Raw genomic sequence first — 16062 nt, forward strand, 5'->3', positions numbered from 1 at the left:
TACAGTAGTTACAAACTATTCTTCTTCCTCCTTTGAATTAGATGTCGACGCAATTGTCCTTGTCGATGACTTTAAAGCAACTGCTTCCTCCTTAATAAATGGTCGTTTTCCAAAAATGTTTTCTAAATCATCTTTAAAAATAACTTCCTTTTCAAGCAGTACTTCTGCTAGTTGAGTTAACTTATCCTTATTTTCTTCAAGAATTTGAATGGCTCTTTGATACTGAGCTTCAATGATTTTAGAGATCTCTTGATCAATTATGACAGCTGTTTCTTCACTATACGGTTTAGACATGCTGTATTCTTGTTGACCACTAGAATCGTAATAGGTAATATTACCAACCTTTTCATTTAGACCATATATGGTCACCATAGCACGAGCTTGTTTAGTGACCTTTTCTAGATCGCTTAAAGCACCAGTAGATATATTATTAAAAATAACCTTCTCTGCAGCACGTCCACCCATTGTCGCACACATTTCATCCAGCATTTGTTCCGGACGTACAATCTGTCTTTCTTCTGGTAAATACCAAGCAGCACCTAGTGATTGACCACGCGGTACAATTGTAACTTTTATTAAAGGAGCAGCATGCTCAGTCATCCAACTTACCGTTGCGTGACCAGCTTCGTGATAGGCAATCGTCTTTTTCTCTGACGGTGTGATAAGTTTGTTCTTCTTTTCTAGTCCACCTACGATACGGTCTACTGCGTCTAAAAAATCTTGTTTATCAACTGCTTTTTTACCTTTTCTTGCAGCTATAAGAGCAGCTTCATTACAAACATTTGCAATATCAGCACCAGAGAAACCAGGCGTTTGTTTTGCAAGGAATGAAGTGTCTAACTCATTATCAACCTTTTTAAGAGGTCTTAAGTGAACTTCAAAAATTTCTTCACGTTCATTCACGTCAGGTAGGTCAACATAGATCTGTCTGTCAAAACGACCAGCGCGCATTAATGCCTTATCTAAAATGTCTGCACGATTAGTTGCTGCTAATACGATCACGTTTGTATTAGTGCCAAAACCATCCATTTCAGTAAGAAGTTGGTTAAGAGTATTTTCACGTTCGTCGTTAGATCCAGAGAAATTAGATTTCCCTCTTGCTCGTCCTATAGCGTCTATCTCATCAATAAATATGATCGAAGGAGATTTTTCTTTTGCTTGTTTAAATAAATCTCTAACACGACTAGCACCGACACCTACAAACATTTCTACAAAATCAGATCCACTTAATGAGAAGAAAGGAACCTTTGCCTCACCGGCAACCGCTTTTGCTAGCAATGTCTTACCAGTACCTGGAGAACCTATCAATAATGCTCCTTTAGGTATTTTACCACCTAATGAGGTGTATTTTTCTGGGTTTTTCAAAAAGTCAACAATTTCTTGTATTTCTTCTTTCGCACCTTCTAGACCAGCCACATCTTTAAAGGTAGTCTTCACATCAGTTTTCTGGTCAAAGAGCTTAGCTTTAGATTTTCCAATATTAAAAATCTGGCCACCGCCACCACCAGCGCCACCACCACTCATACGTCGCATGATGAAGATCCATACTCCTATTAAAAGAATAATAGGTAAGAAGCTCCATATAGCATTCATGAACGTGTTGTCTTGAGTTTTATATAAAACTTTTGTTTCTAGATTACTATTCTGAACGGCTTCTTCTAGCTGTGGCTGAAAAATTTCTAAATCACCAAATTCAAATTTATATTGAGGTACCTTACCTTGATTCATTGCGCTAGGCTTCAAAGCATCTTTATGCTTTGTCTCGTTACTTAGGGCTTCTTTGGTAAGAAATACTTCTGCATACCTGCCATTCCATACGATAACTTCCTTTACATCTCCGTCTTCTAAATAAGAAAAGAATTCGGATTTGTTAGTTTCTTTTGGAGAGTTGACAGCGTCGCTTATCAATGAGTAAGCTAGAAATGCAAGTACTATAGGTACCGCAATCCACCATACACTAAATTTAGGTTTTCCGCCTCCTGGTAAAATAGGTTTGCTATTTCCAGGTTTTTGATTTGATTTATTTTGTTCAGACATTAGCTTGTATAATCTTGTTATTAGTAAGTACTTTCTACCATTGTAGTTTTAGCATCTCCCCATAAACCTTCTAGGTCATAATATTCTCTTACATGTTTTTGGAAAACATGTACAACAACATCAACATAATCCATAAGTACCCATTCTGCCTGTGAAGAACCTTCAACATGCCATGGGTTTTCTTGCAATTCTTTACTTACTTTTCTTTGTATGGAGTTAACGATTGCGTTTACTTGAGTGTTAGAGTTACCATTACAGATTATAAAATAGCTTGTAACGGTATTTTCAATCTCTCTTAAATCCATGATTGTGATGTCATTACCTTTCACATCTTCTATTCCAGCAATCATTTGAGCGATTAACGCATCAGTAGAAACTTTTTCTTTAGTCATCAAATATTTTTTGTTACGACAAATTTATTCTTTTTTTACCAGCAGTTTTACAAAATAAAACTTAATCTATAGATAAATAGTCACTTGCAAATAGTCAAATTACATGCCACTACATCAACAAATGATGAATTAAAAGCACGCTTACGCGAAAGCGAAACACAGCATCTAACTGCTATTTATAGTTTGTCACAGTCACAAGGTCGTGGTAATCGAGGTTCGGTATGGCATACTGAAGATGGTAGAAATTTGACATTCAGCGTTTTAGTCTCAGATAATCTATCTGGGTTAACACCGTTTAAACTGAACCAAATCGTGTCTGTTGCTATGATTGAATGGCTTAAATCAGATTTAAATGTACAAGCCAAAATAAAATGGCCTAACGACATCCTGTCAGTTCAGATGAAGCTCGCTGGTATTCTAATTGAAAATACGTATCAAAAAGGTCAATGGATTCATTCTATTGTAGGTATTGGACTTAATGTAAATCAAGAAGAATTTGAAAATTTACCACGAGCAATATCTTTAAAAAATCTTACCGGTAAAAATTTTAAACTCGAAGAGCTTTTATTACAGTTTCTTTTTCATTTAGACTACGCTCTTAAAAATGGAACACAAACCATTGAAAAGTATCTTAAATTTTTATTTAAGTATCGTCAGGAAATGAATTTTAGTATTAATAATCAGGATGTGGTCGCTACCGTACATGGAGTAACAGAAAACGGTGAATTGCTCCTTCAAAAAGATGGGCAAATCACCGCTTATGATTTAAAACAAGTGCAATGGAACTATTAAAGTTTCTCTAATCCGCTAGCAAGTTGTTCTAAGAATTTTTTAATAGGACCTTTAATCATCATAGCCATCATAGCATTAAAATCACCATTAAAGATTAATTGCGCTTGAGAACCATTTGCAACCTGTTCTATGTCACAACTCAATGTAAATGCAAGTTTATCACTAGTGGAACCTAATGTGACATTTGTAAAGGGTATGGATTCTTGAAGACCTAGTTTGATTTCTGGCATACCTTTAAGACCGAATAAAAATTTGTCATCTCCATGTGTTTCAAATTTTGTATCGTCTGGCATTAATTGCTTGTAATTTTCAACTTGGGTTAAAAATTCAAATAACTCTTGCGGTGTTTTTTGTGTTTGTACCGTACGGCTTTCTAAATTCATAATGTTTTATTTACCTGTCCAGGCGCTAGGATCTTTTCTCCAGCTTTTTAATAATTCGATTTCTTGCTCAGAGAAGTGTCCTGTATTTTGAGCTTGTAGTATTAAGTGATTATAATCACTTAATGTATGTAAGTTCAAGTTATATTGTTCAAAATTTTCTTGTGCAAATTCAAAGCCGTACGAAAACAGTGCCAACATACCTTTTACATTTGCGCCGCCTTCTTTTAAGGCATTAACTGCATTAAGACTACTTTTACCAGTGCTTATTAAATCTTCAATGACGACTACAGATTGACCTTCTTCTAGATGACCTTCAATTTGATTTTGACGACCGTGCTTTTTTGCCTCTGGCCTTACGTAAATAAACGGAAGATTTAAATAGTCTGCGACTAACATACCTATGCCTATAGCACCTGTTGCTACACCTGCAATAACATCTGGCTTACCATATAATTCCTCAATTTGATTAGCGAGTTGTTCTCTTAAAAAATTGCGAATCGTTGGGTATGAAAGTGTTACGCGGTTGTCACAATAAATTGGTGATCTCCAGCCGCTAGCCCAAGTAAAAGGTTCTTGTGGTTGCAATTTTATTGCTTTAATTTGCAATAATAATTCAGCCGTTTTAATTGCGATATCCTTATTTATAACCATGGCGCAAATGTATAAAGTTTTTGTGAAAGACGTCGCAATTATCGTGACATCAAATAGGGATGAATATCCCGACTATGAAGTTTTTTCTCTTAAAGATGTTGACTTGCTCAAAATCATTAAGAAAATTGAAAAAGGCAAACTCAAAAAAGTATTGCTATATTCAAAAAATGAAAAGAAGCTTTTAAAGAGACTTCATAAAAAGTTACCACTAGTCAAAGCTGGTGGTGGACTCGTTATGAATAAAGAAAATAAGTTTCTATTCATTCACCGTAACGGTAAATGGGACCTTCCTAAAGGTAAGTCGAATCGATTTGAGGGAATGCGGAAAACTGCCAAAAGAGAAATAGAAGAAGAGACAGGTGCAAGAAAACTAAAAATGATTAAAAAATTAGGTCGCACCTATCATGTATTTAATAGGAAGTCTGCATTAAAACTTAAACTTACCCATTGGTATCTTCTAGAAACTAACTATTCTGGTCCATTAGAGCCTCAAGCAGAGGAAGGTATTGATATAGCTACATGGCTAGATAAAAGTGAGGCAGAAAAAGCACTGGAATCTTCTTATAGTAATATAAAAGAATTATTTCCAGATCAAACTTTAAATTTTAAGAGGAGATAGGTCTAGGTAATATTCCATTTCTTTAGCTCTAATTTCTACTTTTACATCTGGATTTAAATAAGAAAAGGTTTTAGGTAGCTCTATATGTTTAGTTAACTGTAACATTAAAGAATCTACACCTAATTCTTTAATTCCAATTGTAGCGTTTTCAAATTCTGATTTCTCGAAATTAAATACTTTGTTTTCGACGTAGTTTCTGAACTCTGCTTGATCATCAATTTTTACATCTAGTGCTAGATTGGCTACAGACTGTTGTAGATTAATGTCAAAAATAGTCCTCACATCATCTTCTTTTTGATCTTTTGTAAGGTCAGACGTTGTTATGATGATAAGTTCTGGCTTTTTAAATGAATTGATTAGTCTTTTTTGTAGCCCATTTCTGGTGTAAGTGATTTCATAGCTTATTAATGCGTCTGTTTGAGTGGTGTGTTCAATGTTAATATTAGTAATACCGCTCATATCGCCACTGCATATTTTTTGTTCACGATGAGACATAAAAATGCTCCATATTTCTTCAAGGTCTGCATCTTTATTGTAGGTCACGTCTATAAAATCTCGAGTAATAAGATTTTTGATTTCTTTATTAAGTCTCTTTTTGGTTTCTGTGTCACCTTCATAAAAAGGAATCTGAAAAACATAAGGGATATTGTTACATTCAAAATCATCTACAAGACGAGTTGTTTTTACAGTTTCTTCTACATTTAAAGAGATAATTTCTTTGTCGTTTTTACAAGAAATAAATGCGCATGCTGCTATAAGAATAATAATATTTTTAATCATTGTAATGTACTTTATAGATTGGGTAAGTTAAATGGGCTTTTTCATAATTAGGTGATCTATCATGCAGCCATTTCAATTGTGCATAATTACTTTGAGCAAATTTATCATTTGACTTTTTAATAGAATCAAACTCCTTTTTAAGCTCTGGATTAGTTGAAAGTAATTCTTTTGCAGTGCTTTCAAATACGTAGGTCGAGAAGCCCTCTTTTTGCTGTAAAATAGTATCAAAAAAATTCCATTTAAAAAAGGAATCTTGACCTTGTGGTTCTAGGGTTTCTATGATATATCTTATTCCTGGTTGAGCAGTAGGGATGATGATATCGCTTTCGCGAAAGCGTAATTCTATATCTTTACTGCTTACCACAACATTAGAATGTGGATAATGACCTTCATATGCGCTACTAGATGTGTCGTAGTCTTTTATACGATACTGTGAAACGGTCATGGTGCTGTCTGCAGGGAAAACTTCCATCTGAATGTTATTCATGCGCATTAATTCAATGATTTCCCACTGACCTTGTGGGATAACATAGAATTCTGGTACTTTTATTGAGTCTACAGCAATATAATGATTATAGTATGGTGTGTTTTTCTCAAAAGGCTGGTTGCGGTCATAGGTGAGGAGTTGCTGTCCAGTTAATTCACTGATATTGCGCAACGCTTTATAACCTTTAAAAAGTAATGTGTCTGCTTTGGTCTTATCTACAACATGGTTGATAGTATAGAAGCTAGCATTGTTAAATTCTTTAAAAGATGAAGCTCTAGCTGTTTTTATCGCTTCTATATTTTGAGAGCCTAGGGCAATCGTCTCTTCCATTATTACTTGTGTTCCTAGAACTCTATCTTTATAAGGCTTAAGCATATGTGTTTCTATCATAAAGCCTAAGGTGTTCCATAGGGTAGTGTATCCAGTGCTATAACGAGGATGATCCATAAATTGAGAAAATCCATTTTCTGGTGATACACCATAAACATTTACATATGGAGTCATAGCATGATTACTTTTAAGCATGCGTTGCTCTAGTTCTTTTTGTAAGTCGCTGTAGAGGTAATTACCTGCTGCCTTACCTAATTTATCGTGTTGTGTAAATAGATGCGTTAAAGTGTATTGATAGTCTGCACCATTACTTACATGATTGTCTATAAATATATCTGGATTTACTTTATGATAGATTTGATAAAACGATTGAGCGTTACGACTGTCTGCTTTTATGAAATCTCTATTGAGGTCATAATTTCTGGCGTTACCTCTAAATCCATATGCTTCTGGTCCGTTTTGATTAGTCCTAGTATGGCTGTTGCGATTTAAAGAGCCACCTACATTATATATGGCAATCGCAGAAAATATAAGATTTTCTGGAGCATCTAGTTTACCAGTTGCCAAATCCCTCATTAACATCATGGTAGCGTCTATACCATCACTTTCACCTGGATGAATACCATTATTAACAAGGATTTTAATTTTGTTTTCATTTACAGAGCTCCAGTTGATATTACTTTTTGAAAAACTAATGAGGTGCAATGGTAGACCACTGTCAGTGATTCCTATCTCTTCCATTTCAATGGTAGAATAGGTAGTAGCTAAGTTTTCATAAAATGAAATAACCTCTTGATAAGTGGCTGTTTGATTTCCATTACCTTTTTCAAATGGTGTTTGCCAGTCTTTTATCTCTTCGGCAATTTGTTTATCAGACTGCTGACACGATATGATTATGGTTATTAAGAATAGATAAGTAATTAGTCTCATAGCTTTACGGTATCTGGTACAAGACTAGTGTAATCTCCATTATTTCTGATTACATCTCTAACGATTGATGATGATATGTAAGATTTACCAGAGCTAGTCAATAGAAAAACGGTTTCTATTTCTGATAGTTTACGATTAGTATGTGCAATTGCCTTTTCAAATTCAAAATCACCTGGATTACGTAAACCGCGTAAAATAAAGCTAGCATCATTTTTTTTACAAAAATCAATAGTCAGTCCAGAGTAGGTCATAACTTTAATTTTTGGTTGATTGATAAATGCTTTTTCTATGAATTTTTTACGTTGCTCTAGTGAGAACATATATTTTTTATCGGCATTAACACCTATGGCAATAATGATTTCATCAAATAAGCCCAAACCGCGCTCGATGATATCATAGTGTCCTAGCGTTATCGGGTCAAAACTTCCTGGAAATACGGCTCTTTTCATGAGTGATGTTTTATGGTGTTTTCTATTACGTCTGTAAATACTTGTTGGAGCGTTTTATCTGTGGCTCTTATCTGTTGCGGAATAATACTTTCGGTACTCATTCCTGGATTGGTATTTATTTCTATAAAATGCGGTGTGCCATCGTGAAAAATAAAGTCTGCTCGAGCTATACCTTTACATTTAAGTACACTATAAATTCTTTTACTTTGTTCCTGTACAGCCAATGTAAGTTCTAGTGATATTCTGGCTGGTGTTATTTCTTGTGACTTACCTTGGTACTTTGCTTCATAATCAAAGAAGTCATTTTCACTTACTATTTCTGTAGGTGGTAACGCGATAACCTCGTCATCTATTTGATACACACCTACAGATACTTCTATGCCGTCTAAAAACGATTCTAATATGACTTCATTATCTACTGCAAAGGCCACTTCAAGTGCTTTTTCTAGCTCATTGGTTTTATATACTTTTGATACACCAAAGCTACTACCGCTGCGATTAGCTTTCACAAAGTATGGTAATCCTAATCTTTTTGAAATATCCACCGCATTATAATCAGCTCCTTTATTGAGGTAAATGTGTTTGCCAGTATAAATTCCCCATGGCTTTAATACTGCTATACAGTCTCTTTTATTAAAGGTAATCGCGCTTTGGTATGAGTCACAAGAAGTTTGTGGTATATGTAACAATTCAAGGTATGCTTGTATTTTACCATCTTCACCTGGTGTTCCATGTATGGTATTGTAAATACAGTCAAACGTGATGTGTTTGTCATTAACTGTAATACTGAAATCGTTTTTATCTACTATGCAGCGGTTCTTTTCTTTATCTACATAATACCAAGCTTCTTCTAGAATAACGATGGAAAATACATTGTAAAGATCTCGGTCTAGGTGTTCTGTAATTACAGCGCCACTTTTCATAGAGATTTGCCATTCACTGGAATAGCCGCCCATTAATACCGCAATGTTTTTCATAGAATAACTTTTCGCAAAAGCATGAACAACAAAGTTAAAAAAGAACTGGTTCTAAGTATGTTTTCAATGATTATATTTGAACAAATATTTAAGATGAAAAAATATCTTCTTTTTATACTGATAAGTGCTTTTAGTATAACGGTAAAAGCTAATTGTGAAGATTTAAAACCTTTTACAGTCGTAATTGATCGTGGTCATGATGCTGTAGATAGAGGAGCCATAGTGGAAGATGAAAGTGAGTATGAGATTTTAGCTGCATTAGTAGCTGAAATTACTGGAGAATTAACAGGTGATTTAAATGTTATTTATCACAATCCAACAGGAGAACATTTGACAATAGAAGAACGTGCCGATCAGATAAATGCATTAAAGCCGGATTTAGTTATATCTATACATATGGGTTTTTCAGATAATGGACCTAGGCAGGCTGCTATTATACTAAACGATAAAAACTTGGAGTTTGAAAAAAGTAAAGAGCATGCTAGTTCTTTAATCACCCATCTCACTAAAGACGCTTATTTTTCTACAATACGTACTGAAGTAAATGGTATGGCGTTATTAGAAAAGGTTAATTCAGCTGCTTTTATATTGGAAATAGGAAATATGAATGCAGCAAGAGATCGTTATTACTTACAATCAAACGGTTCTAAACGAGTTAGCATAAATTTTACTGCATTTTTAAACGATTTGAATTAATTACATGAGTTTTATCAAATTTCTTTTTACAAAAACTTTCTTAAAGCATTTATTACTAGCCATCGTTTTAGTAGTGGCTTTATGCTTTGTTTACTTATTTTGGTTAAGTTCTTATACGAATCATGGTCAGAAAATTCAAGTTCCTAATCTTGCAAAATTGTCACTTGTTGAAGTGGATGAACAACTTGAAGAATTAGATCTAAGACGTAAGTTGATTGACAGTTCTAGTTATAATCCAGAATATCCACCGCGTAGTGTGATAGAACAAGATCCTGCTGCAGGAAAATTTGTAAAGGAGAATAGACAGATTTATATAAAGTTAAACCCATCAGGTTATGGTGAGGTTAAAATTCCTAATCTCATTAATAGGACTAGAAGACAAGCGGAACCTACCTTAAAAGCACTAGGTTTTAAAATAGGTAATATCTCATATAGACCGCACATCGCTACAGATATGGTGTTAGAATTACGATATAAAGGTGACAAAATCGAGCCAGGAAAATCATTAATGAAGACATCTGTCATCGATCTTGTATTAGGAGATAAATCATTACTTAACAGAGAAGAGCCAGCTGCTCAAGATACAACAGAAGATGCCACAGGTAACTAATACAGATGAGCTGGACGATGCTCACGATGATGATTTATACGAGCATCATCAGTTTACTGCAAGTGATGGACAAGAGCCATTACGAGTAGATAAATATTTAATGAATTTTATTGAAAATGCTACACGTAGTAAGATACAGCAAAGTATTAAAGACGGATCTGTAAGAGTAAATGATGTAGTTGTAAAATCTAATTATAAAGTTAAGGCTGGTGATCATATCCGCGTATTATTTAAGCATCCGCCTCATGAAAACTTATTAGTTGCAGAAGATATTCCTCTAGATATTGTTTATGAAGACGATGTATTAGTTGTTGTTAATAAGCCTGCAGGTATGGTTGTGCATCCTGGTCATGGAAATTATTCAGGAACACTTATAAATGCATTAATACACCATTTTGAGAATTTGCCTAATAATAGTAGTAATCGTCCAGGTTTAGTGCATCGTATTGATAAGGACACTAGTGGTTTGCTTGTAGTTGCAAAAACAGAACATGCCATGTCTTATTTAAGTGCTCAGTTTGCTGCAAAGACTAGTGAACGAGAATATGTTGCGATAGTATGGGGAGATTTTGATGAACAAAGTGGAACCGTGGAAGGCAATATAGGTAGACATCCTAAAAATAGATTGCAAAACTATGTGTGGTCTGGTGAAGAAGCTTATAAAGGTAAACCTGCGGTAACACATTGGAGTGTCATCGAAGGATTAGGATATGTGACAATGATTTCGTGTAAATTAGAAACAGGTAGAACACATCAAATACGTGTTCATATGAAACATATAGGACATACTTTATTTAATGATGAACGCTATGGCGGAGATAAGATTTTAAAAGGGACTAGCTTTACCAAGTATAAACAGTTTGTAGATAACTGTATGAAGGTATTACCGCGTCAGGCTCTGCATGCAAAAACATTAGGCTTTGAACATCCAGTAACCAAAAAGTGGATGAGTTTTAATTGTGATATACCAGATGACATGATGAACTGTATAGAGAAATGGCGCGTATATGCTGCTAACTCTAAGGATGCTTAAAAGAAAGTCCAAATGATATAATTATATCATTTGGACTTTTTTATTAGATAAGGATTATCAATTATTGTATTGAAAAGTTAACTAGCCTTTATGTGATAAAAGAAATTTCTACTCTTATTTTTGAGTCTTAAATTTAAGCGCCATGAAAATTTTACTATCGCCAGCAAAAACCCTTGATTATAAAACAGAATTACCAATAGATAATTATACGCAGCCTATTTTTATAAAAGAGGCCTTGAAACTAAATAAGGTTTTAAGGAATATATCTAAAAATGAACTAGGTAAATTAATGCATATTTCAGAATCGCTAGCAGATTTAAATTATAACCGTAATCAAGAATTTGATAAAGAATTTACTACTGATAATAGCAGACCTGCCGTGTATGCTTTTGCAGGTGATGTTTATACTGGGTTAGATGCTTATACTTTAAAAGTTAATCGTATAGATGATATGCAATCTATGGTGCGCATATTATCGGGATTATATGGATATCTAAGACCGCTCGATTTGCTGCAGCCATATCGACTGGAGATGGGAACTAAACTTCCTGTAGAAAATGATAGAAACCTTTACGCTTTCTGGAAAGATATAGTGACTCCATCTCTTAATAAGGAAATTCAACAGGATGAAGTTGTTGTAAATCTAGCGAGTAATGAATATTTTAAAGTAATAGATAAAAAATCTTTAAATGGCCAGTTAATAAGTCCAGTGTTCAAAGATTATAAAAATGGTAAACTTAAAGTGATCTCCTTTTTTGCAAAAAAAGCTCGTGGTTCCATGGCACGTTTCCTTATTGAGACTCAATCCAGTAGTTTACAAGATGTTTTGTCTTTTCAGAAAGATGATTACCGTTATTCTGAAAAAGATACTGTAAATGAAAATGAACCAGTATTTATAAGGTAAGCGCTATATTTATAGCATGACTCAAGAATCAACATCGTTTTCTATCAAGGACTGGTCAGAAAACGACAGGCCACGTGAAAAATTATCTCTTAACGGTAGTTCTGCATTGTCAGATACAGAACTTATAGCTATTCTTATAGGTAGTGGTAATAGGGAAATGAGTGCTGTTGAATTAAGCAGATTAATACTTAATCATGCCGGTAACTCTTTAGACAAATTAGGAAAACTAAGTATTAAAGAATTAATGAAATTTAAAGGGATAGGAGAGGCAAAGGCGATAACAATTGCTGCTGCTATGGAATTAGGCAAGCGTCGCGCTAGTGAATTGCCTGCGACTAGGCCTGTGATTACATGCAGTGACGATGCCTTTAAAGTGTTATTACCCATTATAGGTGATTTGCCACATGAAGAATTTTGGATAGTATATCTCAACAACAGCCATAAAGTTTTAGCAAAACATCAAATAAGTAAAGGTGGTTTTACCGGTACAATGGTAGACACACGTATCGTTTTTCAAAAAGCAGTTGAAGAAGCAGCCGTAGCTATGATCCTAGCACACAATCATCCTAGTGGTAAATTGATGCCTAGTGCAGATGATAAAAGGTTAACCCAAAAGTTAATAGAAGCAGGTAAACTTATGGACGTTAAAGTGCTGGATCACCTCATAATAACGAGCGATAACTTTTACAGTTTTGCAGATCATAATCTAATGTAATGGTATTAATCTTTATTAATAAATTATCACCTCGTAAACAATATATATTTAAGCACATCTTTAAAAGATTACTAGAGATTCCATTTGAATTCACCTCTAATCTCAGTGAATTTATTGCATATGAAGGTCCTAAATTATCTTATGGTAAAAAATCTCTTGGAGATGAATTTTTTATATGGTCTTACGGTCTCTTAAATGAAGTAGGTATTGATGATCATGAGATTGAAGTGCATCAATGGGAAGAATTACCTATTTTTTTTAAAGCTCCAGACCGTAGTGATTTACCATTTGATATTTTTTCTGCTAGTTTTTATTTGCTAACGAGATATGAAGAATATTTACCTCAAGTAAAAGATGATTTAGGTCGTTTTACTGCCTCTGCAAGTATAGCTGCACAACACCACTTCTTAGATATACCATTATTAGATTTGTGGATTATGAAATTAGGTGAAGAACTGGAAAAGCGATTTGATATTACGCTTCCGCGTAGGCGTGATACACAAATTATTACCGCCATTGAAACAGCTAGTATATTTCAATATAAAAATAGGGCAATTGTGCCTGTTTTCCATTCTCTTTATGAAAGTCTAAGTAAACTGCAAGTACGAAAGTTTCTTAGACAAATAGGAGTTCATTTAAGGCTTGTTAAGGACCCATATAATGTATATGATATAGTCCTTAGGATTTATAGAGAAAGCATTGCACAACTACCTAAAAATTTAAAATACAATAGACGTATTTTGTATTTATTTCACTTAGGTGATTATAATTATATTGATAATGGTGTGTCATATCGATCTAAAACCTATCAAGAGCTTATCAAGCATATCGCTGACTATGTAGAAATAGGTTTGAGATTTTCATTTGCAAACGGAGAGGATAAAATTGCAAAAGAGGCTGAACGTTATGAAAGTATCACTAACAGACCGCTTTCTAAAACAATGACTGCATTTTCTAAAATTTCCATGCCTGGACATTATAAGCAGTTGGTAGATATGGATACTATTGAAGATTATAGTATGGGTTATACTAATATACCTGGCTATAGAGCTAGTACAAGTCACTCATTTTATTTTTATGACCTAGATTATGAGGTTCAAACACCATTACGTGTATACCCGTATGCCATACATTATAGGAGTATAGAACATTTCATGCTTAATGGACAACAAGCAATTATAGATAAACTATTAAGATATGCAGATGTTGCAACTGGTAATTTTATAATCATCTTTGACAATGATCAATTTGACTTGAAAAAACGATCACATATTTATACAATTATTAAAAAACTATTAGCATATCATGTTTAAAAATATAAAGCACATCTTTTTTGATCTCGACCATACATTATGGGATTTTGATTTAAATAGTAAGTTAGCATACCAACAGATTTTTCAAGAGCATGATGTTAAGCTTGATTTAGATGCATTCATAAAAGTTTATGAACCTCTAAATTTAGATTTTTGGAGAAAATTTAGAGAAAATTTGATAACTAAAGAAGAGTTACGTTATCAGCGATTAAAAACTGCTTTTGATGCTTGTAATTATCCCTTAGAGGATAAGCAAATTGATCTTTTTGCAGATTTATATATTCAATACTTACCTAATAATAATCACCTTTTTCCAGGTTGTATAGATCTTTTAAATAGTCTTAAAGGTAAATTTGAAATGCATTTGATAACTAATGGATTTAATGGTGTTCAGCAAAATAAGATTGATAAAGCAGGATTAAATGATTATTTCAATATTGTGTTAACGGCAGAGGCTGCTGGATACAAAAAACCAGCTCCTCAAATATTTCATCAGGCGATAGAAAGGGCAGGAGCAAGCATTGAGAACAGTCTCATGATAGGAGATAGTTATGCGGCAGATATTTTAGGTGCACAACAAGTTGGTATCAAGACTATATGGTTTCATACAACAAATCAACCAATTCCAAAAAATGAAATTGTCGTTCATGATTTATTGTCAATTCAGCCTTTACTAGGCTTGTAATCATAATGATCTTTCCAGCGTTTTTGTAAAAATTCTCTTTGAGCCTGTTCTCTAGGATTACTTCCAGGTTCAAAAATTTTCATTCCACTTATTTCAGTAGGTAAGAAGTCGAATTGTGCAAAATTACCTGGATGATCATGAGCGTATTTATATTCTTGACCATATCCTAGTTCTTTCATTAACTTAGTCGGCGCATTTCTTAGTCCTAATGGAACAGGTAGGTCGCCTGTTTGCTTTACAATTTGTTGTGCTTGTCCTATTGCTAGATAAGAAGCGTTGCTTTTTATTGAGGTCGCTAGGTAAATAGCACACTGGCTTAAAATGATTCTAGATTCAGGATATCCTATGGTTGAAACTGCTTGAAAAGTATTATTAGCCATGATTAAAGCAGTCGGGTTTGCATTTCCTATATCTTCACTAGCGAGGATAAGCATACGACGAGCTATAAATTTTAAATCTTCACCACCTTCAATCATTCTAGCTAGCCAATAAACTGATGCGTTAGGGTCACTACCTCTTATGGATTTTATAAAAGCACTAATAATATCATAATGTTGTTCACCAGTCTTATCGTATCGCGCCGGATTAGATTGTACTTGTCCAAATACTAATTCATTATTAATTACAATAGGTCCAGATGGTTGACTATTAATTACTAACTCAAAAATATTGAGAAGCTTTCTCGCATCGCCACCACTGATGCGGAGTAATGCCTCCGTTTCTTTAATCGTAATTTCTTTTTTACTTAATAATTCATCTACCTTCAAGGCTCTGTACAATAATTGCTCGAGGTCTGCTTTCGCGAAAGCGTCTAATACATAAACCTGACATCTGGATAATAAGGCAGGTATAACTTCAAAACTCGGGTTCTCAGTTGTTGCGCCTATTAGTGTGACCCAACCTTTCTCTACAGCTGCCAGTAAAGAATCTTGTTGTGACTTGCTAAAACGATGGATCTCATCTATAAAGAGTATTGGATTTTTTGCGGTAAATAAGCCACCTGCACTTTTGGCTTTATCAATTACCTCTCTGACATCCTTTACACCGCTATTTATTGCGCTGAGAGTGTAAAACGGTCGTTTGCTTTCTTGTGCGATTATGTTAGCCAGTGTTGTTTTACCTGTTCCTGGTGGTCCCCATAAAATCAATGAAGGTATAGTACCGTTAATAATATGTTGTCTCAAAGTACCTTTTTCCCCTATAAGATGACTTTGGCTTAAATAATCATCTAGGTTCTGAGGTCTTATACGTTCGGCAAGAGGTGAGTTATGCATATTAC

18 protein-coding genes are annotated in these 16062 nt (G+C 34.2%); 9 read left to right on the forward strand and 9 right to left on the reverse strand.

The window, feature by feature from the left end:
* Positions 1-15: 15 nt before the first annotated feature.
* The gene (gene ftsH / locus ACJJVI_RS01005; protein WP_036580255.1) at positions 16-2037 is read right to left on the reverse strand and encodes an ATP-dependent zinc metalloprotease FtsH; all 2022 of its coding nucleotides are present in this window, start codon (positions 2035-2037) and stop codon (positions 16-18) included.
* Between the two features lie 20 nt (positions 2038-2057).
* Positions 2058-2429, reverse strand: a complete 372-nt coding sequence (gene rsfS, locus ACJJVI_RS01010; RefSeq protein WP_036580258.1) for a ribosome silencing factor — start codon at positions 2427-2429, stop codon at positions 2058-2060.
* Positions 2430-2513: 84 nt separating this feature from the next.
* On the opposite strand from rsfS, the gene ACJJVI_RS01015 reads away from it, so the two are divergent.
* Complete coding sequence (locus ACJJVI_RS01015; RefSeq protein ID WP_405349821.1) at positions 2514-3221, forward strand: biotin--[acetyl-CoA-carboxylase] ligase; 708 nt, start codon at positions 2514-2516, stop codon at positions 3219-3221.
* On the opposite strand, the gene ACJJVI_RS01020 is transcribed toward ACJJVI_RS01015, so the two are convergent.
* Together ACJJVI_RS01020 and pyrE are read right to left on the reverse strand one after the other, a co-directional pair.
* On the reverse strand, positions 3218-3604 hold the full coding sequence (locus tag ACJJVI_RS01020; protein WP_042295445.1) for a hypothetical protein: 387 nt from the start codon (positions 3602-3604) through the stop codon (positions 3218-3220). The genes ACJJVI_RS01015 and ACJJVI_RS01020 overlap by 4 nt on opposite strands.
* A gap of 6 nt (positions 3605-3610) precedes the next feature.
* The gene (gene pyrE / locus ACJJVI_RS01025; RefSeq protein ID WP_036580265.1) at positions 3611-4255 is read right to left on the reverse strand and encodes an orotate phosphoribosyltransferase; all 645 of its coding nucleotides are present in this window, start codon (positions 4253-4255) and stop codon (positions 3611-3613) included.
* A gap of 7 nt (positions 4256-4262) precedes the next feature.
* Here pyrE and ACJJVI_RS01030 point away from each other — a divergent pair, with 7 nt between their 5' ends.
* Positions 4263-4874 (forward strand): NUDIX hydrolase, encoded by a 612-nt coding sequence (locus ACJJVI_RS01030; RefSeq protein ID WP_405349826.1) that lies wholly within the window; start codon positions 4263-4265, stop codon positions 4872-4874.
* On the opposite strand, the gene ACJJVI_RS01035 is transcribed toward ACJJVI_RS01030, so the two are convergent.
* From ACJJVI_RS01035 to ACJJVI_RS01050, 4 genes are read right to left on the reverse strand one after another with little or no spacing between them, the layout of a single operon-like run.
* Positions 4854-5654 (reverse strand): hypothetical protein, encoded by an 801-nt coding sequence (locus ACJJVI_RS01035; protein WP_405349828.1) that lies wholly within the window; start codon positions 5652-5654, stop codon positions 4854-4856. The genes ACJJVI_RS01030 and ACJJVI_RS01035 overlap by 21 nt on opposite strands.
* A complete protein-coding gene (locus ACJJVI_RS01040; protein ID WP_405349830.1) occupies positions 5647-7401 on the reverse strand; it encodes a M14 family metallopeptidase in 1755 nt (584 codons plus the stop codon). The genes ACJJVI_RS01035 and ACJJVI_RS01040 overlap by 8 nt, the downstream gene beginning before the upstream one ends.
* Positions 7398-7850, reverse strand: a complete 453-nt coding sequence (coaD, locus tag ACJJVI_RS01045) for a pantetheine-phosphate adenylyltransferase (RefSeq protein WP_036580273.1) — start codon at positions 7848-7850, stop codon at positions 7398-7400. Before coaD ends, ACJJVI_RS01040 begins: the two co-directional genes overlap by 4 nt.
* Positions 7847-8827: a D-alanine--D-alanine ligase gene (locus ACJJVI_RS01050; protein ID WP_348021466.1), complete on the reverse strand. Its 981-nt coding sequence runs from the start codon at positions 8825-8827 to the stop codon at positions 7847-7849. Before ACJJVI_RS01050 ends, coaD begins: the two co-directional genes overlap by 4 nt.
* A 93-nt stretch (positions 8828-8920) precedes the next feature.
* Between ACJJVI_RS01050 and ACJJVI_RS01055 the strand changes: the two genes are divergently transcribed.
* The 7 genes from ACJJVI_RS01055 (at position 8921) to ACJJVI_RS01085 (ending at position 14783) form a co-directional block, all read left to right on the forward strand.
* On the forward strand, positions 8921-9523 hold the full coding sequence (locus tag ACJJVI_RS01055) for an N-acetylmuramoyl-L-alanine amidase (RefSeq protein ID WP_405349833.1): 603 nt from the start codon (positions 8921-8923) through the stop codon (positions 9521-9523).
* Positions 9524-9527: 4 nt separating this feature from the next.
* A complete protein-coding gene (locus ACJJVI_RS01060; RefSeq protein WP_042247874.1) occupies positions 9528-10133 on the forward strand; it encodes a PASTA domain-containing protein in 606 nt (201 codons plus the stop codon).
* Positions 10117-11166: an RluA family pseudouridine synthase gene (locus ACJJVI_RS01065; protein ID WP_405349836.1), complete on the forward strand. Its 1050-nt coding sequence runs from the start codon at positions 10117-10119 to the stop codon at positions 11164-11166. The genes ACJJVI_RS01060 and ACJJVI_RS01065 overlap by 17 nt, the downstream gene beginning before the upstream one ends.
* A gap of 142 nt (positions 11167-11308) precedes the next feature.
* Positions 11309-12070: a peroxide stress protein YaaA gene (gene yaaA / locus ACJJVI_RS01070; RefSeq protein WP_036580284.1), complete on the forward strand. Its 762-nt coding sequence runs from the start codon at positions 11309-11311 to the stop codon at positions 12068-12070.
* A gap of 16 nt (positions 12071-12086) precedes the next feature.
* The gene (radC, locus tag ACJJVI_RS01075; protein WP_405349838.1) at positions 12087-12785 is read left to right on the forward strand and encodes a DNA repair protein RadC; all 699 of its coding nucleotides are present in this window, start codon (positions 12087-12089) and stop codon (positions 12783-12785) included.
* Complete coding sequence (locus ACJJVI_RS01080) at positions 12785-14098, forward strand: DUF7033 domain-containing protein (RefSeq protein WP_405349841.1); 1314 nt, start codon at positions 12785-12787, stop codon at positions 14096-14098. Before radC ends, ACJJVI_RS01080 begins: the two co-directional genes overlap by 1 nt.
* Positions 14091-14783 (forward strand): YjjG family noncanonical pyrimidine nucleotidase, encoded by a 693-nt coding sequence (locus ACJJVI_RS01085; RefSeq protein WP_042270819.1) that lies wholly within the window; start codon positions 14091-14093, stop codon positions 14781-14783. The genes ACJJVI_RS01080 and ACJJVI_RS01085 overlap by 8 nt, the downstream gene beginning before the upstream one ends.
* Here the strand turns inward: ACJJVI_RS01085 and ACJJVI_RS01090 are convergent.
* The gene (locus ACJJVI_RS01090; RefSeq protein ID WP_348021473.1) at positions 14762-16057 is read right to left on the reverse strand and encodes a replication-associated recombination protein A; all 1296 of its coding nucleotides are present in this window, start codon (positions 16055-16057) and stop codon (positions 14762-14764) included. The two genes, ACJJVI_RS01085 and ACJJVI_RS01090, sit on opposite strands and share 22 nt — an antisense overlap.
* Positions 16058-16062: the final 5 nt, after the last annotated feature.

Source organism: Nonlabens sp. Asnod3-H03, from assembly GCF_045063665.1.
Taxonomy (GTDB): domain Bacteria; phylum Bacteroidota; class Bacteroidia; order Flavobacteriales; family Flavobacteriaceae; genus Nonlabens; species Nonlabens ulvanivorans.